Here is a 21,767-nt window from a genome sequence, read left to right on the forward strand (position 1 = left end):
CGCCGCGAGATGCTCGACGTCCAGGACATCGTCACCGCTTACGGCAAGATCGAGGCGCTCAAGGGCGTCAGCCTCGCCGCTGCCGAAGGGCGCATCACGTGCCTGCTCGGGCCGAATGGTGCCGGCAAGACGACGCTCATGTACTCGATTGCGGGCGTGCTCAAGCCGCGCCGCGGCGCGATCCGTCTCGGCGGCGTCGATATCACGGGCCAGTCGCCCTCCGCGATCGTGGCGCGCGGGCTCGCGCTCGTGCCGGAGAACCGTCTCGTCTTCCCGCAGATGACCGTCGCCGAGAACCTGGAAGCCGGTGCCTACCAGCGCCGCGACGCGGCGGAAGTCGCCGTGGACATCGAACGCATGTACGCGCGCTTTCCGCGCCTCAAGGAGCGGCGCACTCAGCTCGCGGGAACACTCTCGGGCGGCGAGCAGCAGATGCTCGCGGTTGCGCGCGCGCTCATGAGCCGGCCGCGCATCCTGCTCATGGACGAGCCTTCCCTGGGCCTCGCGCCGCTCATTGTCGAAGAGATCTTCCGCATTGTCGGCGAGCTCAACAAGGACGGCGTCACGATCTTTCTCGTCGAGCAGAACGTGCACATGGCGCTCAAGGTCGCCCATCACTTCTATCTCATGGAGCAGGGGCGCGTGACGTTCTCAGGCGAGCCCGGTAAGCTCGCCGAGGATGAAGTGATCCAGCGCGCCTACCTCGGCACAAGCCGCCAAGCTTCCAGCCACAAGACGGGATGATATGGCGGCCGTCGATCTCGCCCAGAACACGCTCGATGGGCTGATGATCGGCTCTTCCTACGCGCTGCTGGCGATCGGCTTCACCTTGATCTTCGGCGTCATGCGGCGCCTGAACCTCGCCTATGGCCCGACGATCATGGCGGGCGTCTATCTCGGCACAGCAGCGTTCATCTCCTTCGGCGCGCCGAGCCTCGTCGTGCTTGCGATCGTCATCATTGGCGCATCGCTCGTCGGTCTCTACGTCGAGCGGCTTTGCTTCCGTCCTTTCGGCGAAGCCGCGCGCACGGCTTCCATGGTCGCGAGCTTCGCGCTCTGGATGCAGATCGAAGAAGCGGCCATGCACATGCTGCCCCAGCATATGAACCCCTTCCCACCTCTCCTCGCGGCCTCGCCATTGGAGATCGGGCCGCTCATGCTGCGCGCCGACCATCTCATCATGCTCGCGGCGACGCTGCTGCTCGCGGGAGCCGTCACCTATCTGCTCGCGCGCACGAAGCTCGGGCTCGCCATCCGCGCCGTGATCGACCAGCCGCGCGCGGCGGCGATCGTCGGCATCCATGTCGAGCGCATCATGATGCTGACATTCGTGCTCGCTTCGGCAATCGGCGGGTTTGCGGGCTTTCTCATTGCTGCGACGGACGCGCAAGTGACCGCCATGATGGGCATGTGGGCAACCACCAAGGGCCTTGTCGCGATGATGCTCGGCGGGCTCGGCTCGGTAAAGGGCGCCATCGCTGGCGGGCTTCTGCTCGGCGTCCTCGAAGCGCACGCGCAGTGGTTTCTCGGTCCCCAGGTGCGCGACATGGTCGCCTGGGGCCTGCTGTTCGTGATTCTGGCTTTCTGGCCCGGTGGCCTGATGGGAGCAAAGGCGCTCGACCGCACAATGGCGGTCGGTCGGCGCGTCTGAGGCGCTGAGGGGCGGAGCCATGGACACCTACGTCATCACGGTGCTCAGCAACATCGGGATGATCTCCTTCGTGGCGCTGTCGGCCTACATCCTTCTGCTGTCCGGGCAGATTTCATTCGGCCAGCAGGCTTACTTCGGCATCGGCGCCTATACGGCGGGCATCGCCACCGTCATGTGGCAGTGGCCGATCGCGGGTGCACTCGTGCTCGGCGCGCTCGCGGCCAGTGTTGCAGCGGGCCTCGTCGGCCTCGCGACGCTTCGCCTGAGCGGCATCTATTTCGCCATGGCGACGCTCGCCTTTGCCGAGATCATGCGCATTGCCGCAGAGCTCTTTGTCTATCGCCGAGAGATCGGCGGCGTCGAGACGGGGCCTGACGGCATCGATGGCTTTCGCGACATCCGCTATTTCTTCGCGAACGACATCTCGCCGTTCCAGTCCTGCCTCATCGTCTATGCGCTCCTAGCGGCAGTGCTCGCCGCACTCTTCATCGTCGAGCGCACGCGCGGCGGGCGCCTGTTACGCCAAGTGGGCGAGGATCCACTGCTCGCCGAGGTGCAAGGCATTGACGTCATGCGCGTGCGCATGGCCGCAGCGCTCTCGGCAGGTGCGGTCGCCGGGCTCGGCGGTGGGCTCTACGCGCACCTGATGACTTATGTCGAGCCGCGCAGTTTCGACATCATGCTCGGCGTGCACGCGCTCGCCTACGGGCTGATCGGCGGCCTTGGCACCGCACTCGGACCTCTGCTCGGCGTGCTCATCGACATCGGCCTGCTCGAATCGACGCGCATCTTCAGAGGCTACCGCATGATCGTTTTCGGCGGTCTCGTCGCGGTGCTGCTGATCGTCAGGCCGCGCGGCCTCCTCGACGAGGTCGCGATCAGCCGCATCCGGCAAGCCTTGCGGAGACGCCGTCATGCTGGAGGTTGATGGCCTCACCGTGCGCTTCGACGGCGTCGAGGCGCTCCGCGAACTCAGCATCACAGTGCCGACGGGCGCGCGCGTCGGCGTGCTCGGGCCCAACGGCTCCGGCAAGACGACGCTCTTCAATGCGATCTCGGGGCTCGCCGGCATCGCCGCCGGCACGATCCGCCTCGATGGCATGACGATCTCGAAACTGGCACCGCATCGCATTGCCGCTGCCGGTGTCGCGCGGACATTCCAGTCCGTGCGCCTCTTCCAGCGCCTGAGCGCGCTCGACAATGCACTGCCGTCGGTTGGCGCCGCGTCCTCCCATGAGGCTCGCGAGAATGCCCTTGCCGCCCTCGATACCGTCGGCCTCGGCGAACGACGCGACACGCTTGCGGGCGACCTCAGCTTCTACGAGCAGCGGCAGCTCGAGATCGCGCGCGCCATTGCGCAACGGCCGCGGCTCCTGCTCGCCGACGAGCCGACAGCAGGCCTTTCGCCGGCGGAGTCCGATCACGTGATCGCGCTCCTCGGCCGTGCTTTCGGCGCCGAGACCGCGATCCTGCTCATCGAGCACAAGATTGCTGCCGTCGAAGCGCTCTGTCCGCGCGCGCTCCTGCTCATCGAAGGGCACGTCGCAGCGGACATGCCGACGCGCGAGATGATGAGCGATCGCGATCTCGCGAGCGTGTATTTCGGGTCACGGCTGACACCATAGCGCAACTATTGCGCTGCAAAAGACGCCGGACTTATCTCAAATTTGGCGATAATCTCCGAGTATGAATAAGTGTTCATGGCGAATATTGAGATTCAATGCTTGAAATTAATCAAGAAACGCGCCAGCTATAACATTACGCCGGGGTAATGTCGGAAAGTTGAGGAGAGCGTTCCGAATGTTGAGAACTCTCGCAATATCGGCGGTGGCAGCGGCAGGGCTGCTGCTCCTGCCGGGTCAAGCCACTACTACAAACGCCGCACCATCCATTGCACCGAAGATGGCGACGCCGGACAGCGCCGTCGAGCAAGTACGGCGCGGTGGCGGCCGCAGCTTCGGCGGTGGCCGTGGCTTCAGGGGCGGCAGCTTCCGCGGCGGCCGTTCATTCGGCGGCGGTCGCAGCTTCCGGGGCGCGCGGTTCCACAGTGGCCGCAGCTTCCGGGGTGCGCGCTTCCACAGCGGTCGCAGCTTCCGTGGTCGCCACTTCCGCGGCGGCCGTAGCTTCGCCTACTACGGCGGACGACGGCACCGCGGTTGGCGTCGTGGCGTCATCATTGGCGCCGGCCTGCCGTTCTTCTATGGCGGCGGCTACTACTACGGCGGCTGCAATTACTACTATCGCAAGTGGATGCGCACCGGCAGCCGGTACTGGCGCGCCCGCTACTACTCTTGCGCCGGCTATTGGTGATCGGCGCCACACAATAAGAAGAGAGGCCAGCCAAACGGCTGGCCTTTCTTTTTTCTCCAGCTTAGCCGCGCTGGCCGATCGGAACGTAAGCCCGCGCCTCCGGTCCGGTGTAGAGCGTGAGCGGCCGTATGAGGATGTTGTTGTCGAGCTGCTCGAGCACCTGGACGGTCCAGCCCGGCACACGCCCGACAGCGAAGATGGGTACGAACAGGTCTTTCGGGATCTTGTGCAGGTAGTAGATCACGCCCGAGTAGAAATCGACATTCACGTTCACGCCGTGCCGCGCGTACGGCTTCATTTCAGCGACGAGCGACTCCAGAATTTCGTACCATTTCGGCTCGCCCATCTCTTTCGATAGCTGCTTCACGCCTTCGCGCATGTGCCGCGCTCGCGGATCTTCCGCGCGATAGACGCGATGACCAAAGCCCGTAATCGGCTCTTTCGCCGCGCGCTTTGCCTTCACGTATGCCGCGGTATTTGCGGGATCGCCGATCTCCTCGGCCATGCGCATGACATCCTCGGCAGCGCCACCGTGCGCAGGTCCCGATAGCGCGGCAATTGCCGCGGTGATGGCCGCGTGAATGTTGGCATCCGTGCCGATCACCACGCGCGCCGTGAACGAGGACGCATTCGAGCCGTGCTCGGCATGGAGCACGAGGTCCGTGTCGAGCAGCTTCGCCGCATCTCCCGAGGGCTTATCGCCCTTCAGCAGCCAAAGGAAGTTCGCGGCGTGGCCGAGCGTCGGATCCGGCGCGAGCGGCGCGAGACCATTGCGGATGCGCTCGTGCGCCGCAACGATCATCGGCACTTGCGATGAAAGCCGCACGCCCTTGCGGATCGTCGCCGCGCGGGACGTATCCGCGGTCTCGGGATCGAAGGCCGCGAGTGCCGAGACCGCCGTGCGCAGCACATCCATGGGATGGGCACGCTGGATCAGCCGGATAACCTCGAGAACGTCTGCGGGCAGCGTCCGCGCGGCCTTGAGCTCGGCGTCGAAAGCCTTGAGCTCGGCGACCGTCGGCAGCTCGCCATGGATCAGCAGGTAGGCCGTCTCCTCGAAGCACGAATGGGCCGCGAGATCATGGATCGAGTAGCCGCGATAGCGCAGCTCTCCGGCCTTGCCATCGATGAAGGTCGTGCCCGACCGCTCGAAGTAAACGTCCTTGAGACCCCGGTAGATGCGGGGCTCGTTGCTTGGTTCGGTCATGGTCTGCCTCCCGAGCCGTTTCGTATCATATTCCGGAACGGTACTTGCACCATTCTTGCCATGGCCTACAAGTGCAATCGAGGTCCAGGGGCAAGATGAAGGGGACGCGGATGGACATCATTGCGTCGTGCAAGGCCGCCGTAAAGGGGCGCGGGCTCCGGGTGGTCCTGCCCGAGGGTGAGGACGAGCGCATTCTCGCCGCAGCGGCCCAAATTGCGCGCGAAGGCCTCGCCCGGCCGATCGTGCTCACGGACGACGTCAGCACCACGCGGGCGAAACTCGAGACCGCGGGCGGGCCCGCAGGCGCGATCGAAGTCCGCAGCCCCGAGAGCGACACCGCCGGCCCCGCCCTTGCCGGCCACGTCGCGGCCACCCGAGAGCGCATGAACGAGCGCACGGCTGCGCGCCTTGTCAGAAAGCCCCTCTATTTTGGTGGGGCCCTGGTCGCGATCGGGCAGGCCGAGGCGCTCGTCGCGGGCGTCGCCAATCCGACGCGCCGTGTGATCGAGGCCGGCCTTATGACCATCGGACCGGCGCCCGGCATCGCCACGCCGTCGAGCTATTTCCTCATGATGGTGCCGGGGCGCTCGGGCATCGAGCCTCGCGCGCTCATTTTCGCGGACTGCGCGGTCAATGCCGATCCGAGCCCCGAGGAGCTCGCCGACATCGCCATTGCCTCGGCAGCGAGTGCCGAAGCCCTGCTCAGGACGCCTGCGCGGGTCGCTCTGCTGTCGTTCTCGACCCATGGCAGCGCCACGCACCCGCGCGTCGACAAAGTGCGCGCGGCGCTGGCGCAGATCAGAGAACGCGCGCCCGATCTCATGGTCGACGGCGAGTTGCAGGCCGATGCGGCGCTCTCCGCCGCCGTCGCAGCCAAGAAGGTGAAAGAGGCAAGCACCGTCGCCGGCCGCGCCAACGTGCTCGTGTTCCCCGATCTCGACTCCGGCAACATCGGCTACAAGCTTTCGCAGGAGCTCGCCGGCGCGCAGGCCATCGGCCCCTTCCTGCAGGGCTTTGCCAAGCCGGTCTCCGACCTGTCGCGCGGCGCCACGGTCGCCGACATCGTGGCAACCGTGGCCGTGACGCTCGCGCGCGCGGCGCCGCCGTCGTAGGACGTCCCGGTCAGGGCGTGATGGCCACCTTCAGCACGCCATCGCGCTGGTGCGAGAAGAGTTCGTAGGCGGCCTCGATCTGGTCGAGCTTGAAGCGATGCGTCACCAGCGGGCGCGTATCCACCTTGTTGGCAGCCACGACGCTCATGAGACGGCGCATGCGCTCCTTGCCGCCGGGGCAGAGCGTCGTCGCGATGGTGTGGTCGCCGAGACCAGCCGCGAACGCGCCGAGCGGAATCTTGAGATCGGCGGAATAGACGCCGAGCGACGAAAGCGTCCCGCCGGGCCGCAGCACTTTGAGCGCCCACTCGAAGGTCTCCTGGCGCCCCAGGGCCTCGATCGCCACATCGACGCCGCGCCCATTCGTGAGGCGCATGATTTCCGCAACAGGATCGGCCGTTTTGAAATCCACGACGTGGCTGGCACCCATGCGGCGCGCCATCTCCATACGCGCAGGCACGCTCTCGACAGCAATGATCGTCGTCGCGCCCATCAACTGCGCGCCAGCCGTCGCGCAAAGACCTATCGGGCCTTGCGCAAATACAGCCACGGCGTCACCGATGCGAACGCCGCCGCGCTCGGCACCGGAAAAGCCTGTCGAGAGGATGTCCGGGCACATGAGAACCTGCTCATCCGTGAGGCCGTCCGGCACCGGCGACAGATTCGCCATGGCATCCGGGACGAGAAGGTACTCCGCCTGCGCGCCATCGATGGTGTTGCCGAACTTCCAGCCGCCGATGGCCTTCCAGCCGCTCTCCGTGCCCGCGCCGTCTTGCGAATGAAAGCCGCACAGGCAAGCCGTGGATGTGCCCGAGGGCGTGATGGCGCCTGCAATGACGCGTTGGCCTTCCTTGAAGCCGCTGACCTGCGCGCCGAGCTTGGTGATGATGCCAACCGGCTCATGTCCGACCGTCAGTCCCTTGGCCACGGGGTACTCACCCTTGAGGATGTGAACGTCCGTGCCGCAGATGGTCGTCGTGGTGATGCGGATCACCGCGTCGAGCGGACCTGGATCAGGAATGGGCTTCTGATCGAGAACGATCCGACCAGGCTCAACGAAAATCGCAGCTTTCATCTTAGGCATGACTTATCTCCTATATGTCTGCGTCTGCTGGGCCTGCGGCTCAGACGTAGCCAAGCCAGCGCCAGTACGTAGCTCCGAGCAGCATCACGAGTGCGAAGGCGATGACGGTCAGCACGAGCCCCGTGCGTACGAAGTCCTTCGCTTCGAATGTCTCCGTGCCGTAGGCCACCATGTTCTGTGGGGCGTTGACGACCAGGATGAACCCGAAGCTGACGACGAACTGCAGCAGCATGGTCATGCCGACGATGTTCATGTCCGGCGTCGCTACGCTCTGCAGGACGGCGATGATGATCGGGATCATTGCCGAGGCGAGTGCTGTCGCGCTGGCAAAGCCGAGGTGGATGACGGTGAGAAAGAGGCTCATGACGCCGAGGATGAAGAGCGCCGTCGCATTCTTCAGTCCGAACTGGGCAACCACGATGTCGGCGAGCCAAGTTGCCCCGCGGGTTTGCAAGAGCGCAGTGCCGAGGCTGATGCCGATCCCGAACAGCACGATGGTGCCCCAGGGAATTTTCGGTTGAGCCTCTTTCCAGGTCATGATGCCTATGCCGGGCAGAAACATCAGAGCGACTGCCGCGACCGTCGTCGTCGACGTGTCGAAGATGTGGAACACGCCTTCCGTGGCCCAGAAGGCCAGCAGCGTCAGCGAGATCGCGAGTAGTTTCTTTTCAGAGGTCTTCATCGGGCCGAGATCGGCGAGGGACTTGCGGATGGCGTCACGACCGCCGGGCACTTCCTTGATCTCGGGCGGCATCATCCAGGACATCACGAAGTAGAGCGCGATAGACATGATGATCGCAAAGGGCGCGGCCGCGATGAACCACTCGAGCCAGGTGATCGTCTGCTTCAGCGTGCGCTCGATGAAGCCGACGGCCACCATGTTCTGCGCTGCCGCTGTCTTGATGCCGACATTCCAGATGCTCGCGGTCTGGACCGTCGTGATCATCAACATGCCGGCGAAGGCGCCTTTCTTGTCGACGCCGAACGCGGCGATGATGCCGAGCATGATGGGCACGAGACAGGCAACGCGCGCCGTCGTCGAGGGCACGAGGAAGGCCATCACGAAGCCGACGAGGATCGCTCCCACCACCACTTGGCGCGTCTCGGTGCCGACGCGGGAGAGAATGACGAGGGCAATTCGCTTGTCGAGCCCCGTGGTCGCCATGGCCGCCGCGAGGAAAAGCGCCGCGGCAACGAGCGCCAACGCGGTGTTTGCGAAGCCGCTGAACGCGAGACCGAGGCCGGCGCTCGTTCCCATGAGCACTTTCGGATTGGCCGGATTAGGCGAGAGCCCGAGCAGGAAGGCCATGAGAGCGGCGATGACGACCGCAGAGACCGCGTAGTCGAGCGCCTCGGTCATCCAGACGATGACCGCAAACGCCAACACTGCCAGCATGCGGTGGCCCGCAACGGGGAGCCCCTCTGGCGTGGGTATAAGCAGAACCACCACCATTGCGGCGATGGCGGCGAGCAGTCCCCAGTATTCCCGCCCCCAGAACGGCGCGGCAACCGCCGCCTCAGCTCGCTTAGCGCTAGCTACGACGCTCGCGACAGGAGCAGCTTCGCGTCCCTCACTTACTTCCCTCATCGGGTGATCCTCCCACCGGCATTCGGCCGGCAAGATCACCGCAACAGAGCGGAATTTCATTGAGCAAGATCAATAGACTCTCAGATCGCCGCGACCGATCTGCGAGCAACGTATGTCACAATCTCAGCGCTTCCAGCCGATCCACGCGCAGATGGCATCGCCCATGATGAGCTTCTTGTCGGCTGCAGGAATCCAGTCGATCTCCTGAAAGTGCGCGACGCACTGCTGCCACGAGCACGGCATCTTGGTGATGTCCGTGCCCCAGAAAAGCCGACGCGGACCGAACGCGTCGTAAAGTGCGCGATAGTGCTTGTGCAGGCTCCTGAAGGGATAGGAGTCGTCGGCATAGAATGGGCCGCCCGTCAGCTTGACAGCGACATTCGGCAACTTCGCCAGCGCCGTCAGATCCTTCATGTTCGCGAACGCTGCATCGCCGCCTTTGAAGATGCGCTCGGCCCCCATGTGGTCCACAATGAGCTTCAGATCCGGATATCGCGCCGCCACGTCGCCGAGACGCGGCAGCCAGTGATCCGCGAGCAATGCGATGGGCAATCCGGCCTTCTCAGCCGCCGGCCAGAGCCAGTCGATCGTGCCATCGAGCGGCCAGTTCCGCTTTACAGGATCGCTGAAATAAAAGCGCAAGCCCAGCATGCCGGGACGCTGCTTCCACGCCGGCACGAGCGCGCGGCTCTCGGGCTTGTCGAGCGGGAAGTTGCCGAGAATGGCAAAGCGGCCGGGGTAGGCCTTCACGGCCTCGGCTGCGAGCTCGTTCGAATCCGGATCCCACATGGGCGGATGCAGGACGGCGCCATCGATGCCAGCTTCGTCCATGCCGCGGATGGCCTCATCGGCGAGATAGGGCCGCTCGAGGTGCAGCTTCGTCGGAATACCCTTGGCCCATAAGTGCACCTGCGCGTCGATGATGGCCATGCCGATCTCCCTGCGATCTTTTCGTTCGATCGCGAAGGTAAGTCAGCGCACCCATCCCCACAACGCAAATGCGCCCGCCGATCGCTCGGCAGGCGCATCGTGCTCGTACTCGAGGCGCGTCACCTATCAGTACATCGGCACGCCATAGTGCTGGTGCGTGCGCGTCTCCCAGTTGCGATCGCCCCACTCATCATCGCTGAACTCGGGCGCATCGTGGAGCTGCTGCTCGGTTATGCCGGTTCGATATCCGCCGAGCGTGGGATCGTACTTCAGCGCCGCCCAAGGCACGGGATAGTGGCTGTGACCGAGCCCGAGGAATCCGCCGAAGCTCATCACGGCGTACGTGACCTTTCCTGAGAACTTGTCGATCATGAGATGATCGATCTCGCCGACCTTCGTGTCGCCTGCGCCGAAGACATTCGTGCCTTCGACATCCTCGCTCGAGATGAGCTGATGATTGGGATGCTGTGTCGCTGAGGCCATCTGGTCCTCCTCTCCTTCAGTTCGAGTTATGGGCCCGTGATCGGAGCGCGTGTCATGCCGCGCATCGCGCCGGCCCTGAACAGAAGGGGCGCCACGAGGCGCCCCTCCAGTCGCGTTAGCGGGTCGTACCACCGCCGCCACTACCGGACGGCGCGGGCGCCTGGCGCATGGCCTTGGCCGGCCTGACATAGTCCGGCGCAGCCATGAGCTGCTCCTTGGTAGCATTGACGGTGAAGTAGGGCTGGCCATCGCTGTGGACCATGCGCTTCACCTGACCGGGTTCCATGGAGACTTCCTTCTCGCCGATACCGAGGAAGCCTCCGACGCCGAGAATGACCGCCGTGACGCGCCCGTCGTCGATAAGGATGTCGTTGACGTCACCGATGCGCTCGCCGTTCATGTTGTAAACGCGGCTGCGCATGAAGTCCTTTACGTTCCAAGCACCCTTCACCTCTTCAGTCGGCGCCTGAGATTTCATCTGTGTCTCGCCACCCGGCGTACGCGCAGGCGGCGTTGCCGTCGGCGGCTGTGTCGTTGCAGGCGGTGTTGTCGCTGGCGGCGTTGTCGTCGTCTGCGCGATCGCTGATGTCGTCATCAGAAGCGCGGTGCAGACCGCAAGAACTGAGGCTTTCATAGGATCCACTCCTCGAAAAGTCGTGATGCGACGTGAACGGTCGAGGCGTGGAATGGTTCCGCTGATCCGCGTTTGAAAGCGCTTATAGAGAACGGCAAAAACAATAGCGGTTCAGCGTCCGTGGGATGCTGAACCGCGTGATCGATCGTTGTCTTCGCGAATCTTTCTACGTCGCCATCAGGCAACGAGACCATCTTTTCCGTATTTCGCCGCGAGATCGCCGAAATTCTTCCAGGTTTTCGCGTCGACCTCGATGCCGCTCTTCAGACGCTCCTGCTCGCGGCGATACTCGACCTCACCGGGATACATCACTTCCGAGTAGCCCTCGGCCGGCGGCGTCGCCTTGAGGTAGCGCGCGAAGTCCGCGACCTCGGCCTTGAATTGCGCGAGCGGACGGAAAGCCTCGACCTTGAACATCGCGAGGAAGCAGCCGTCGTTGTGACGGCCCGTCGGATCGACGCCGAATCCGAGACCCGGCAACACGGCAGAGAGCACCTCGACCACCGCCGAGAGACCCGAACCCTTGAAGCCCTCCGCGCCGCCGAGCGGAAGCAGCACGCCGCCCTTGTCGTAGTCGAAAGGATCGGTCGTCGGCTTGCCATCCTTGTTGACGATCCATCCTTCCGGGATCTTCGTGCCCTTGGCCTGCGCGAGCTTGATCTTGCCGACGGCAACGCCCGACGTTGCCATGTCGAGCACGAACGGACCGTCGAGATCAGAGGGAATAGCGATCGAGATCGGATTCGTGCCGAGACGCGCCTCGCGCCCACCGAACGGCGCGACTGCTTTGGGGCTGCGCCCGCTGTCGGCGGTCATGATCGCGATGAAGCCCTCGCGCGCCGCCATGAGCGGATAGGCGCCGAGGCGACCGACGTGGCTCTGGCGCAGGATCGTCGCCGCCGCGACGTTCGACTTCTTCGCCTTCTCCATGGTGAGCTTCGCCGTCTTCTCGGCGACGACGAAGCCGAAGCCCCAGTTGCCGTCGACGACGGTCGTGGTCGCCGTCTCCTGCTTGATCTCGAAGGGCGCGCCGGGAACGATGTGGCCCTTGCCCATGCGGTCGATGTAGGTCGGGATCGCGATGACGCCGTGGCTGTCATGACCCGCGAGGTTGGCGGCGACGCAGCCCTTCGCCACGGTATCGCCTTCTTCCTTCGACGCACCTGCGCATTGCAGCAATGTGCTGGCGATAGCAGTGAGGCGGTCGGCGGCAACGATCGGCATGGGCGTTTCCTCGGGTTTGACTAGCGGCGCGGCACGGCGCACGACGGACAGGACGCCGCCATGCACAATCCGCGACTTCAGTTGCGTGTGGCGGCAGTCTAAGCTCGCAGCAAACGTGCTGTCACCTGTCCAGACATGAACATGGGGAGCCCCGAGATGACCCAAATGCAACGCAGTGCTGCCGAGACCGAGCTTGCCGAACGAGCGCGCAAGGTCCTGCCGGCCGGCACATTCGGCAATACTGCCCTCGATATCGTGATCGCGCGCGGCAAGGGCGGGCATGTTTGGGACGTCTCCGGCAACGAGTACATCGACTATCTGCTCGGCTCCGGCCCCATGCTGGTCGGCCACTGTCACCCGAAGGTCGAGGCGGCCGTGCTGGAGCAGGTCCCGCTCGGGACGACCTTCTTCGTCAACAACGCCCAAGGCATTCGGCTCGCGGAGGAGATCGTCGCGGCTGTGCCGTGCGCTGAGCAAGTGCGCTTCGTCTCGTCCGGTTCGGAAGCCGACCTCTACGCGATGCGCGTCGCGCGCGCCTACAAGCGGCGCGAGAAGATCCTGAAGTTCGAGGGCGGCTATCACGGCATGAGCGACTACGGCCTCATGAGCCTCGCGCCGAAGCGCCTCGCGAACTTCCCCGCCGCCGTGCCGGATTCGGCCGGCATTCCGAAGGCCATTCGCGAAGAGATGATCGTGGCGCCGTTCAACGATCTGGCGGCTGTCGAAAGCCTCGTCGCGCAGCATGGCAAGGAGATCGCGGCGATCATCGTCGAGCCCTTCCAGCGCCTGATCCCGCCGAAGCCCGGCTTCCTCGAGGGTCTCAGAAAGCTCACTGAGCAGAACGGCATCGTGCTGATCTTCGACGAGGTCGTGACGGGTTTCCGCTTCGCCTATGGCGGCGCGCAGGCCTACTACGGCGTGACGCCGGACCTCGCGACCTTCGGCAAAGTGATCGGCGGCGGCTTCCCGCTGGCTGCGATCGCCGGCAAGACCGAGATCATGCGCCACTTCGACAAGGCAGCCGTCGGCGAAGAGGACTTCACCGTGCAGATCGGCACGCTCTCGGGCAATCCCGTGGCGTCGGCGGCCGGCCTCGCGACCATGGAAATCCTCAGGGAGCCCGGCGCCTACGACAAGCTCTTTGCGACCGGTCGCGCGCTCATGGACGGCATTTCGGAACGCATCCGCGCGGCCAAGCTCCCTGCGCAGGTCATCGGTGAGCCGCCGCTCTTCGATGTCGTCTTTGCCGAGGGCGACATCCGCGACTATCGCGCCACGCTGCGCAGCGACGCCAAGATGCAGGGTGCGATCAATCGCTCGCTGCTGGCATCCGGCATCCTGAAGGGTGAGAGCAAGTACTACCTTTCGCTCGCCCATACCGAGGCCGATGTCGCGAAGACGCTCGACGCCTGGGATGGCGCGATTCGCGCACTGAAATCCGCGAAGGCGGCGTAGCGGCAAGTGAAGGGGCGCCGCGTTGTAAAGGCGCCCCTCCTACTTATCCCGCGTTCTCCCCAGGACACACAGCAGCCCTGAGCGCGCCTTGCTGCGGCCGAGCTGCGCCCCTACCGTTGCTGAGGCGTACTGAGTCGCTGCGAGGGCATTGCAGCAGCGCTCGTGCGCGTCACGACAAGAGTTGCGTGCGCGACACGCTCGTCCAATGGTGGGGTAAGGGATATGACGTCGCTTCAAGCATCCGCGCAGGCGCAGTTGCGCCAGCTCATCGAGCAGCTCGAGCGCCTCGAGGAAGAGAAGAAGGCGCTGGCCAGTGACATTCGCGACAAGTTCGCCGAAGCCAAGGCCATGGGCTTCGATCCGAAGATCATGAAGCAGATCCTGCGCCTCCGGAAGCAGCCGAAAGACGATCGCGACGAGGAAGAGGCGATCCTCGCGACCTACATGCACGCCCTCGGGATGCTCGACGCGCTGCCGTCCGACCCGCCCATGATGGCGGCGGAATAACAGCCCTTACTACTGCCCTGCCGCCACGCGCGCGCGATTCTGCTGCAGGCGCGCCACGAGCGGCGCCGAGATCCGGCCTGTCAGTGTCAGCTGATGGGCCGTTTCGAATGCGCGGATGGCAGCGACCGTCGGCGCATCGGGCACACCGCTCGGCTGGCCCCTGAGATAGCCCGATGCGATCAACTGCTGCTGGACAGCCCTGACGAGGCTTCCGGCCGCCTCCGTCGGCTTCTCCCAGCGTGCGCCACCAGCGACCGGCCGCCCCGGCGCACGAAGCGCAGCGAGCAGGGCTTCACTAGCTTCTGCCGTCGCGGCAAGACCATGGTCATGCTCGAAGGCAAGAATGGCCGCACGGGTAACCGGACCAGCACTGCCGTCCGGCGCCCCAGGCTGATAGCCGCGCGCGGCAAGCGCCGCCTGAACTTCCCTGACAAGCGCCGCAGGCGCCGCTGCTGGCAGCGGTGCGACCTGGGGCTCGGCACTGAGAAGCTGGTCGAGTGTTGGGGCGGCCGCCGGGCCTGACGGCGCTCCCTGAGCGCGTGCCTCGCTCTGCTCGATCAATGCCGCGAGAGACAAGGTCATTGGACCTTGCGAACGGCGCGCCTCGACAACCGGCTGGGCACCCGGCAGCGGCACGTGCACGCCGACCGGAACAACCGCCCTGCGGCGATCGCGCGGGCCTTCCTGCAGATAAGCGACGTTCCAGACGACACCGCCGGCCAAGACCACGATGAACGCGCCGGCAATCCGTGCATCACGAGGGCTGGTCATGTCACGGTACTCCTACTGATTACTCCAAAACTCATGCGACAAGCGCGATGGGACGTGCGGGCGCCACTGCGGGCGCGGGCACTGCATCCTTCTGAGGCCTCTCGACCTCGGTAGCGGGGTCAGCGTCGTGCATCTCGCTATCCATGGGCAGGACGAGCCTGAAGCACGAGCCTTCGCCAAGCGTGCTCTCGATCCTGAGGCGTCCGCCATGCAGCTCCGCGAGCCCGCGGACGATCGCGAGGCCGAGCCCGGCTCCTTCGAGCTGGCGCGAATGCGACGAGTCGACTTGAAAGAAGGGCTCGCCGAGCCGGGCAACGTGGTCAGGCGCAATGCCGATCCCGCTATCACGCACCGAGAGCAGCACATTCCCGCCGTCGACCAGCGCACCGAGCTCGATGCGGCCGCCCTCGGGCGTGAACTTGCAGGCGTTCGACAGCAGATTCATGAGCATCTGCTTGCACGCACGCTGATCCGCGACCATCTCCCCGACATCGTCAGAGATGGTCACATCGAGCGCGATGGACTTCGCCGCCACAGCGGGGCGCAGCGTGTCGACGCTGCTTGCGATCACGTCCGACAGCCGGAAGGGCTCTTTGCAGATCGTGAGCCGGCCCGCTTCGATCTTCGAGATGTCGAGCAGATCCTTGACGAGGCTCATGAGATGCTCGCCGCTCTCGCGGATAATGCGGCTGTAGTCGGCGTGGCGGGCGGTGCCCCCCTCGGCGCCAAGCTCACGCTGCAACATCTCCGAGAAGCCGATGATGGCGTTGAGCGGCGTTCTCAGCTCGTGGCTGATCGTGGCAATAAACGCGGACTTGGCGCGGCTCGCGCTCTCGGCTTCCTCGCGCGCCTGGCGCATGGCAATGGCGTGCCAGCGGCGCGTGGTGATGTCCCGCATCACGGCGACCGCGCTCTCGCCATCCGACAGCGGCTTGCAGCGGAACTCGATCCAGCGTGCGGCGCCACCGACGCTGATTTCAACTTCCGCCGATGTCGGCGCGCCAAGCTCCAGGCACTGTGAAATTGCATCCTGGCAGCGCGCCGCGTTGCCGGTGCTCATCGCGGCCGACAAACCGTGGCGCATGAGGAGTGCAGGGGACGCACCGAGCAGCGCACTCGCGGCAGGCGAGGCGTAGGTGATCGCTCCTTGTGCATTGTGGCGCGTGACGAGGTCCGCGGCATTGTCCGCGACCAGATTGTGGATGTCGCGGCTGGCCTCGAGCTGCGCGAGGGTGGCGCGGTGGGTCTTGATGAGCGCGGCTGCCGAAAGTGCCGCCGCGAGGCAGGCCGCCAGCAGGGCAGCCATCAAGAAATCGCCGGTCAGAGCGTAATGGCCGGCAAAAATGAGAGCGATGATCAGGCCCGAAGCGGCGGGCGGGATCGGCAAAACAGCTTCAGGCGGAGTGCCGGCCTCGGCACTGCGGACCGGAGGATTTCCCCATCCGGTCATGAACTTGCTGAAGGAACGACCCGACCACCGACGCCAATCGAAGCTCACGCTCTACTCACCGCAAACGCAGCGCCCCCGTAACTCGACTGGGGGCACTGTGAATTATTAAGCTTAATGAACTCTCACCGAGCGCTTGCGGTTTGTATCTTTTGGATGCGGTGGTCGTCGGCCGAGCGTCAGCGTTTGCTGGTGGCCTGTGCGCGCATACGCGCCCAATCCTCCTCCGTCCAGTTCATGAGCTCGACCGTGCGGCTGCCGGCGTCACTCATGAACTGCTTGCCGCCGTCGATGGCAATGCACTCACCCGTGATGTAGCTCGCCATGTCCGAGAGCAGGAACGCGGCGAGGTTCGCGAGCTCGATATGCTCGCCGTTGCGCCGCAGAGGGATCTCGCGATCGACGACGGAGTCGCCGCCGCCGGGCGTCAGGCGCTGCGAGGCACCGGCCGTCGGGAACGGCCCCGGCGCAATGGCGACCGTACGAATGCCCTTCGGCCCCCACTCGACGGCGAGGCTTCGGATCATCGCGAGCACACCGGCCTTGGCCATGGCGGAAGGCACGCGGAAGGCCGCGCCCTTGAGCGCCGACAGCGTGAGAATCGAGAGCACAGTGCAGTTGCGCCGTCCCGCATCGATCCAGCGGCGCCCGGCCGCCACCGTGCAGTAGGCCGTGCCGTGCAGCACGGTGTTGAGGATTGCATCGATCGCGCGCGGCGAGAGCTTATGCGTCTCGGCGATGAAGTTCCCGGCTGCGTTGTTGAGAAGACAATCGAGCGGGCCGCTTTCCCAGATGCGGTCCATCATGGCTTCGACAGCAGCCGCATCGCGCACGTCGCAGGATATGGGCATGACCTTGCCGCCCGTCTCGCTCCGAAAGCGCGCAGCGGTCTCCTCGAGAACCTCGATCCGGCGACCGCAGATGACGAGATCGGCGCCAAGCTCGAGAAAGCGCCGCCCCATGGCTGCACCAAGCCCGGTGCCGCCGCCGGTGACAAGAATGCGCTTCCCCTTCAACAAACCGTCCTGAAACACGTGACCTCCTCGCTCATGATCGATGCTTTGGTCATCAAGGTTCCGCAATTGCAGCAACTAATCAAGGGCACCGGTGTTCCGGATGAACGCGACATGAATGCAGCCTGCAGACTGCGTTCATGGTGGCGCCGTCACCCTGCCATCGGAGGGAGGCGTGAGCAGGTCGAGAATCGCTTGTGGCGAGCGACTTCGGCCGGCAGGGACACCAGCAGCTCCAGGAGGTTCGAGGCATGAGACTGATCGCTATGGCGACCGGCGCCATCGCCCTAATGACCCTGGCGGGGGGTACACCCGCGCGCGCCGCCGACTTGGGATACGGCGAACCGTCCGATCGCTACAGATCGGCGTACGAGGATCAGCGCTATCGCGATCTCTACGGCCCCCCACCGGGCCGTGTATCGCGACGCTACGTCGAGAAGGAAGAGATCGAGGAGCGCTACGCCGTCGAGGATGACGACTACGACGACAAGCGGCTCGCGCCGCCAGCGCGCGTCTACGGCTATCAGGACCGGTTTGCGTACGATTGCACGCCGCGTCATGTGATCCGCGATCGCCTCTACCGCCAAGGCTGGCAGGACTTCCGCGAGATCGACGTCCGCCGGGAGGTGGCCGTGGTTGAAGCGCGGCGCCCGAACGGGCTTCCCTATCGCCTGAGGATCGATCGCTGCTCGGGTGACGTCGTTTCGGCGCATCCGCTCGCGCCCGTGCCAGGCGGCCCGTACGCCTACGGACCGCGGCGGTACTATGGGTATGGTCCTTATCTCCGCTGAGCTTCGCTTTTTGCAGGCATGAGCATTTCGACGGCAGAGGCCCCCACCTCTGCCGTTCTCCTTTTGGTGCGCCAGCAGGCGAAAGATCCTGCCGCGGCGCATTCCACTTGCTAAAGTGCCCAACATTCGATTCGCAGTACTCCTCTCAAATCATCGGTGGTTCATGCCCCTGGTCTCGCTCGCGAAGAACCCTGTTCCCAGCGGAGCAACAACCGGAGATTTTCCCGGATACGATGGCGCACCGCTGCGCTATGCGCGCTGGAGCGCAACGCGCGGACCAGCCCGCGGCACGTTCTGCGTGTTCACCGGCCGGAGCGAGTACATCGAGAAATATTTCGAGGTCATCGCCGATCTGAGGCGTCGCGGTTTTGCCGTCGCCATCCATGACTGGCGCGGGCAGGGCGGCTCGCACCGGATGCTGCCCAACCCGCGCAAAGGCCACATCAAAGACTTCAGCGAGTTCGATCGCGACCTCGCGGCGTTCATGCAGCAGATCGTGCTCCCTGAGTGCCCGCCGCCCTACTACGCGCTCGCGCACTCCATGGGCGGCAACATTCTGGCCCGGCACGCCGTCGCCACGGACTCGTGGTTCGAGCGCATCGTCCTTTCCGCGCCAATGTTCGAGATACTGGCCGAAAAAGAGCGTGTTCCTGCCGGGCTTGCGCGCTTCTTCGTCGAGACGGCGTGCCTTCTCGGCTTCTCGACGCGATATGTCCCGACGGGCTCCGATCAGCCCGCCGAAATGACGACGTTCGAAGGCAACATGCTCACCTCGGATCGCGAGCGCTACATGCGCAATCGCCAGGTGATCGAGGCGGCGCCCGAGCTCGCTCTCGGCTATCCGACCGATGGATGGACGAGAGCGGCTTACCGCTCGTGCGCTTACGTCATGGATCCTTCATTCGCGCGGCGCGTGAAGGTCCCGCTGCTGCTTTTCAGCGCCGCCAACGACCGCATCGTCTCCTCGCGTGCGATCGAGGCATTCGCGAGCCGCCTGAAGATCGGCGCACACGTGACCATTCCCCAGTCCCAGCATGAGATCATGCAGGAGAATGACACGATCCGACAGCACTTCTGGTCGGTCTTCGATGCCTATCTCGGCATCGACGCCAATGCGGCGTGACTACGCTCTCGGCGCTTTGCCATCACCCGCGACGCCGGCTTGCTCCTTGAGCTCGCGCAGACGGGCCTGCGTCTCGGGATTGACCATGCCGGCCGAGATGATGATCTTCGCGGCGTCCTCGACGCTCATGCCGATGATCGTGACGCTGGCGCGGGGCACGAAGCAGACGAAGCCAGTGGGGGGCAGCATTCCTGTCGGCATGAACACGCTGACCAGATCTTCGTCCGGATTGAGCGCTGCAATCTGGCGCGCCGCCTCACCGGTAACGAATACGAGCGACCAGATGCCTTTCGATGGAAACTCCATCAAGCCGACCTTCTGGAAGGGCTGCTCCGGCGTCGTCACGCTGACGACGCTCTCGAAGATCTGCTTCAGCGCGCGATAGAGATTGCGGACGATCGGCATCCGATCGAGCATCATCTCGCCGGCGCTGATGAGGGAGCGACCGAGCAGGTTCGCCGCCAGCGCCCCAATCATGATCAGCATCAGGATCGCGAACAGGAGCCCGATCCCGGGCACGGCGAAGGGCAGGTAGTTGTCCGGGTTGTAGATGTTCGGGATGTACGGCTTGACCCATCGGTCGACGATGTTGATGACGTACCAGGCGATGTAGACCGTGATGGTAACGGGGCCGACGACGACGAGGCCGGTGAGAAAGTAGTTCCGCAGCCGCGCGCCGACGCGCCAGCGATGGACCTCGACCGTTTCCACGGTCGTGGGCCGCGCCGGATCCTCGCCGGGCGCACCCTCTTCGGGCGCTGACCTCGACAGCTTGTCCTGCATCCCGTCCTTTCCCGCGCGTTCGCCACGTCCCGCCGGGGACAGCTTCATCTCCCGCGCAAGGTATATCCGAGGCAGGCGGCCCGTACCACCCGATTGCGCCGCGACTTTCGTCGGCAGGCCGCGCCTGAATATCGTGCAATGGGAATGGATACGAGCGCTGAAGCCACCGTCAGCCCGCACCTGAAAGCAATTGACAGTAGGGGCCTTCCTTCTCCAGTCTACCGGGCAACACGGAACATCGGGTTTAACCGAGCCAACGCACCTAGGGAGTAGGAAACGCCATGAGGTTTTTGAGGTCTGCTGCGGCCTGCGCAGCAGCTATTGGGCTCGTCGCGAGCGCCAGCCTGCCGGCGGCCGCGCAAAAGGAAATCAAGCTCGGCATTATTTACGACTACACCGGCCCGTTCGCCGGCGGCGGCTCGCTGCCGGCCGCGATCGCGACCAAGATTGCGGTCGACATGATCAACGAGCGCGGTGGCGTCGAGGGGCACAAGATCGTCGCGACGTACGCCGACGCGCAGTCGAAGACCGACGTCGCGATCAACGAGGCCGAGCGGCTCTTGAACGAGGTCAAGGTCGACGCGCTGATGGGCGTGTTCTCGTCGGCGCACTGCGTGCCGATGGCCGCCAAAGTCGACGCCGCCAAGAAGTTCATGTGGGCGAACGTCTGCGTCGCCTCCGCCGTCTTCAAGGGCAAGGGCCTGCAGTACGTGTTCCGCCCGCAGGTCCATTCCGACCAGTTCGGCGAGGCGTCATGCAGCTTCATCGCCGAGAATGCCAAGGCCAAGCTCGGCAAGGATGCGAAGGACATCAGCGTCGCCATCCTTTATGAGGACGGCCCCTACGGCACCGGCGTTGCCGCCGGCAACGAGGCCAAGTGCAAGGAGCTCGGCATCAAGATCGCGCACAAGGAAGGCTACGCGGCGACCTCGACCGACCTTTCGGCTCTCGTCACGAAGCTTCGCCGCGCACGGCCTGATGTCGTCCTCCACACGGGCTACAATCCCGACATCACGCTCTTCCTGCGTCAAGCCAAGGAAGCCGGTCTGAAGTTCGACGCGCTGATCGGTCATGGCGCGGGTTACGGCCAGATCGACAAGCTGATCGAGACCTTCAAGGGCGACGTGAACTTCTTCTACAACGTCGATCCGGTCGCAGCTCAGCTCCTCGATCCCAAGAGCCTCGCCGCCGGCATGGGCGACGTCACCGCCGAGATGGTCAAGCGCTACAAGGCCGAGACGAAAGTCTCCGAAGTGCCGCCTCACGCGTCGATGGGCTTCAACCAGCAGTGGATCTTCCTGACCGACGTGCTGCCGCGCGCGATCAAGAAGCATGGCGGGTTCGACCCGGAGGCACTGCGCAAGGCCGCGCTCGAGACCGATATCCCGAGCGGCGGCACCATCCAGGGCTATGGCGTGAAGTTCTTCCCGCCGGGCCATCAGATGTCGGGGCAGAACGAGCGTTCGAGCCCTGTCGTGATGCAATATGTAGACGGCGTAACGAAGATCGCATGGCCGTCTTCGCTGAAGACCATCGATCCGGTCCTTCCATTCCCCAAGGGCCACGCGTACGCGCGCTGACCCCATACGTTGCGACACCATCGCTGCTGCTCTCGCCGGAGAGCGGCAGCGGTGACGCCTTTTATTGCCTACTC

General features: G+C 64.7%; 22 protein-coding genes. 11 read left to right on the plus strand and 11 right to left on the minus strand.

Features of this window, described 5'->3' with window-relative positions:
* Positions 1-9 precede the first annotated feature (9 nt).
* The 5 genes from CS1BSM3_RS11785 to CS1BSM3_RS11805 all read left to right on the plus strand — a co-directional run bounded on the left by CS1BSM3_RS11785 (position 10) and on the right by CS1BSM3_RS11805 (position 3,961).
* Positions 10-744 (plus strand): ABC transporter ATP-binding protein, encoded by a 735-nt coding sequence (locus tag CS1BSM3_RS11785; RefSeq protein ID WP_072387284.1) that lies wholly within the window; start codon positions 10-12, stop codon positions 742-744.
* Between the two features lies 1 nt (position 745).
* Positions 746-1,651 (plus strand): branched-chain amino acid ABC transporter permease, encoded by a 906-nt coding sequence (locus CS1BSM3_RS11790; protein WP_072387285.1) that lies wholly within the window; start codon positions 746-748, stop codon positions 1,649-1,651.
* A gap of 19 nt (positions 1,652-1,670) precedes the next feature.
* Positions 1,671-2,579, plus strand: coding sequence for a branched-chain amino acid ABC transporter permease (locus CS1BSM3_RS11795; RefSeq protein ID WP_072387286.1), 909 nt, complete (start codon positions 1,671-1,673; stop codon positions 2,577-2,579).
* A complete protein-coding gene (locus CS1BSM3_RS11800; RefSeq protein ID WP_072387287.1) occupies positions 2,566-3,276 on the plus strand; it encodes an ABC transporter ATP-binding protein in 711 nt (236 codons plus the stop codon). Before CS1BSM3_RS11795 ends, CS1BSM3_RS11800 begins: the two co-directional genes overlap by 14 nt.
* Positions 3,277-3,451: 175 nt before the next feature.
* Entirely contained in the window at positions 3,452-3,961 is a 510-nt protein-coding gene (locus tag CS1BSM3_RS11805) for a hypothetical protein (protein ID WP_244540483.1), read from the plus strand.
* A 61-nt stretch (positions 3,962-4,022) separates the two neighbouring features.
* On the opposite strand, the gene CS1BSM3_RS11810 is transcribed toward CS1BSM3_RS11805, so the two are convergent.
* A complete protein-coding gene (locus tag CS1BSM3_RS11810; RefSeq protein WP_072387289.1) occupies positions 4,023-5,168 on the minus strand; it encodes a citrate/2-methylcitrate synthase in 1,146 nt (381 codons plus the stop codon).
* A 110-nt stretch (positions 5,169-5,278) separates the two neighbouring features.
* Between CS1BSM3_RS11810 and CS1BSM3_RS11815 the strand changes: the two genes are divergently transcribed.
* Complete coding sequence (locus tag CS1BSM3_RS11815; RefSeq protein ID WP_072387290.1) at positions 5,279-6,280, plus strand: phosphate acyltransferase; 1,002 nt, start codon at positions 5,279-5,281, stop codon at positions 6,278-6,280.
* 10 nt (positions 6,281-6,290) lie between these two features.
* Here the strand turns inward: CS1BSM3_RS11815 and CS1BSM3_RS11820 are convergent, their stop codons facing one another.
* The 6 genes from CS1BSM3_RS11820 to CS1BSM3_RS11845 all read right to left on the minus strand — a co-directional run bounded on the left by CS1BSM3_RS11820 (position 6,291) and on the right by CS1BSM3_RS11845 (position 12,223).
* Complete coding sequence (locus tag CS1BSM3_RS11820; protein ID WP_072387291.1) at positions 6,291-7,364, minus strand: NAD(P)-dependent alcohol dehydrogenase; 1,074 nt, start codon at positions 7,362-7,364, stop codon at positions 6,291-6,293.
* A 40-nt stretch (positions 7,365-7,404) separates the two neighbouring features.
* Positions 7,405-8,952 (minus strand): DASS family sodium-coupled anion symporter, encoded by a 1,548-nt coding sequence (locus tag CS1BSM3_RS11825; RefSeq protein WP_072388109.1) that lies wholly within the window; start codon positions 8,950-8,952, stop codon positions 7,405-7,407.
* A gap of 123 nt (positions 8,953-9,075) precedes the next feature.
* A complete protein-coding gene (locus CS1BSM3_RS11830; protein WP_072387292.1) occupies positions 9,076-9,882 on the minus strand; it encodes an amidohydrolase family protein in 807 nt (268 codons plus the stop codon).
* A gap of 126 nt (positions 9,883-10,008) precedes the next feature.
* Positions 10,009-10,365, minus strand: a complete 357-nt coding sequence (locus CS1BSM3_RS11835) for a PRC-barrel domain-containing protein (protein ID WP_072387293.1) — start codon at positions 10,363-10,365, stop codon at positions 10,009-10,011.
* A gap of 115 nt (positions 10,366-10,480) precedes the next feature.
* Positions 10,481-10,999 (minus strand): PRC-barrel domain-containing protein, encoded by a 519-nt coding sequence (locus CS1BSM3_RS11840; protein WP_072387294.1) that lies wholly within the window; start codon positions 10,997-10,999, stop codon positions 10,481-10,483.
* 177 nt (positions 11,000-11,176) lie between these two features.
* The gene (locus CS1BSM3_RS11845; RefSeq protein WP_072387295.1) at positions 11,177-12,223 is read right to left on the minus strand and encodes an Ldh family oxidoreductase; all 1,047 of its coding nucleotides are present in this window, start codon (positions 12,221-12,223) and stop codon (positions 11,177-11,179) included.
* 156 nt (positions 12,224-12,379) lie between these two features.
* Here CS1BSM3_RS11845 and CS1BSM3_RS11850 point away from each other — a divergent pair, with 156 nt between their 5' ends.
* Both CS1BSM3_RS11850 and CS1BSM3_RS11855 read left to right on the plus strand, forming a co-directional pair.
* Positions 12,380-13,678 carry an aspartate aminotransferase family protein gene (locus tag CS1BSM3_RS11850; RefSeq protein WP_210188771.1) on the plus strand — a complete coding sequence of 433 codons (1,299 nt, stop codon included), beginning with the start codon at positions 12,380-12,382 and terminating at the stop codon, positions 13,676-13,678.
* Between the two features lie 222 nt (positions 13,679-13,900).
* Entirely contained in the window at positions 13,901-14,185 is a 285-nt protein-coding gene (locus CS1BSM3_RS11855; RefSeq protein ID WP_072387297.1) for a DUF2312 domain-containing protein, read from the plus strand.
* A gap of 9 nt (positions 14,186-14,194) precedes the next feature.
* On the opposite strand, the gene CS1BSM3_RS11860 is transcribed toward CS1BSM3_RS11855, so the two are convergent.
* From CS1BSM3_RS11860 to CS1BSM3_RS11870, 3 genes are all read right to left on the minus strand, one after another.
* Positions 14,195-14,956 (minus strand): peptidoglycan-binding domain-containing protein, encoded by a 762-nt coding sequence (locus tag CS1BSM3_RS11860; protein WP_072387298.1) that lies wholly within the window; start codon positions 14,954-14,956, stop codon positions 14,195-14,197.
* A 31-nt stretch (positions 14,957-14,987) separates the two neighbouring features.
* Complete coding sequence (locus CS1BSM3_RS11865; protein WP_083528533.1) at positions 14,988-16,454, minus strand: PAS domain-containing sensor histidine kinase; 1,467 nt, start codon at positions 16,452-16,454, stop codon at positions 14,988-14,990.
* Between the two features lie 128 nt (positions 16,455-16,582).
* Positions 16,583-17,437 (minus strand): SDR family oxidoreductase, encoded by an 855-nt coding sequence (locus CS1BSM3_RS11870; RefSeq protein ID WP_072387300.1) that lies wholly within the window; start codon positions 17,435-17,437, stop codon positions 16,583-16,585.
* A 230-nt stretch (positions 17,438-17,667) separates the two neighbouring features.
* Between CS1BSM3_RS11870 and CS1BSM3_RS11875 the strand changes: the two genes are divergently transcribed.
* A complete protein-coding gene (locus tag CS1BSM3_RS11875) occupies positions 17,668-18,207 on the plus strand; it encodes a hypothetical protein (protein WP_143149180.1) in 540 nt (179 codons plus the stop codon).
* A 163-nt stretch (positions 18,208-18,370) separates the two neighbouring features.
* Entirely contained in the window at positions 18,371-19,330 is a 960-nt protein-coding gene (locus CS1BSM3_RS11880; RefSeq protein WP_072387302.1) for an alpha/beta fold hydrolase, read from the plus strand.
* On the opposite strand, the gene CS1BSM3_RS11885 is transcribed toward CS1BSM3_RS11880, so the two are convergent.
* Positions 19,331-20,113 carry a DUF502 domain-containing protein gene (locus tag CS1BSM3_RS11885; protein WP_083528534.1) on the minus strand — a complete coding sequence of 261 codons (783 nt, stop codon included), beginning with the start codon at positions 20,111-20,113 and terminating at the stop codon, positions 19,331-19,333.
* Between the two features lie 281 nt (positions 20,114-20,394).
* On the opposite strand from CS1BSM3_RS11885, the gene CS1BSM3_RS11890 reads away from it, so the two are divergent.
* Entirely contained in the window at positions 20,395-21,693 is a 1,299-nt protein-coding gene (locus tag CS1BSM3_RS11890; RefSeq protein WP_072387303.1) for an ABC transporter substrate-binding protein, read from the plus strand.
* The last annotated feature ends 74 nt before the right edge of the window (positions 21,694-21,767 follow it).

Source organism: Hyphomicrobium sp. CS1BSMeth3 (assembly GCF_900117415.1).
In the GTDB taxonomy this organism is placed as follows: domain Bacteria; phylum Pseudomonadota; class Alphaproteobacteria; order Rhizobiales; family Hyphomicrobiaceae.

Coding starts and splice junctions, on each gene's coding strand:
- CS1BSM3_RS11785 (WP_072387284.1), top strand. CDS start 10: ATGCTCGACGTCCAGGACATCGTCACCGCTTACGGCAAGATCGAGGCG.
- CS1BSM3_RS11790 (WP_072387285.1), top strand. CDS start 746: ATGGCGGCCGTCGATCTCGCCCAGAACACGCTCGATGGGCTGATGATC.
- CS1BSM3_RS11795 (WP_072387286.1), top strand. CDS start 1,671: ATGGACACCTACGTCATCACGGTGCTCAGCAACATCGGGATGATCTCC.
- CS1BSM3_RS11800 (WP_072387287.1), top strand. CDS start 2,566: ATGCTGGAGGTTGATGGCCTCACCGTGCGCTTCGACGGCGTCGAGGCG.
- CS1BSM3_RS11805 (WP_244540483.1), top strand. CDS start 3,452: ATGTTGAGAACTCTCGCAATATCGGCGGTGGCAGCGGCAGGGCTGCTG.
- CS1BSM3_RS11810 (WP_072387289.1), bottom strand. CDS start 5,168: ATGACCGAACCAAGCAACGAGCCCCGCATCTACCGGGGTCTCAAGGAC.
- CS1BSM3_RS11815 (WP_072387290.1), top strand. CDS start 5,279: ATGGACATCATTGCGTCGTGCAAGGCCGCCGTAAAGGGGCGCGGGCTC.
- CS1BSM3_RS11820 (WP_072387291.1), bottom strand. CDS start 7,364: ATGCCTAAGATGAAAGCTGCGATTTTCGTTGAGCCTGGTCGGATCGTT.
- CS1BSM3_RS11825 (WP_072388109.1), bottom strand. CDS start 8,952: ATGAGGGAAGTAAGTGAGGGACGCGAAGCTGCTCCTGTCGCGAGCGTC.
- CS1BSM3_RS11830 (WP_072387292.1), bottom strand. CDS start 9,882: ATGGCCATCATCGACGCGCAGGTGCACTTATGGGCCAAGGGTATTCCG.
- CS1BSM3_RS11835 (WP_072387293.1), bottom strand. CDS start 10,365: ATGGCCTCAGCGACACAGCATCCCAATCATCAGCTCATCTCGAGCGAG.
- CS1BSM3_RS11840 (WP_072387294.1), bottom strand. CDS start 10,999: ATGAAAGCCTCAGTTCTTGCGGTCTGCACCGCGCTTCTGATGACGACA.
- CS1BSM3_RS11845 (WP_072387295.1), bottom strand. CDS start 12,223: ATGCCGATCGTTGCCGCCGACCGCCTCACTGCTATCGCCAGCACATTG.
- CS1BSM3_RS11850 (WP_210188771.1), top strand. CDS start 12,380: ATGACCCAAATGCAACGCAGTGCTGCCGAGACCGAGCTTGCCGAACGA.
- CS1BSM3_RS11855 (WP_072387297.1), top strand. CDS start 13,901: ATGACGTCGCTTCAAGCATCCGCGCAGGCGCAGTTGCGCCAGCTCATC.
- CS1BSM3_RS11860 (WP_072387298.1), bottom strand. CDS start 14,956: ATGACCAGCCCTCGTGATGCACGGATTGCCGGCGCGTTCATCGTGGTC.
- CS1BSM3_RS11875 (WP_143149180.1), top strand. CDS start 17,668: ATGAGACTGATCGCTATGGCGACCGGCGCCATCGCCCTAATGACCCTG.
- CS1BSM3_RS11880 (WP_072387302.1), top strand. CDS start 18,371: ATGCCCCTGGTCTCGCTCGCGAAGAACCCTGTTCCCAGCGGAGCAACA.
- CS1BSM3_RS11885 (WP_083528534.1), bottom strand. CDS start 20,113: ATGCAGGACAAGCTGTCGAGGTCAGCGCCCGAAGAGGGTGCGCCCGGC.
- CS1BSM3_RS11890 (WP_072387303.1), top strand. CDS start 20,395: ATGAGGTTTTTGAGGTCTGCTGCGGCCTGCGCAGCAGCTATTGGGCTC.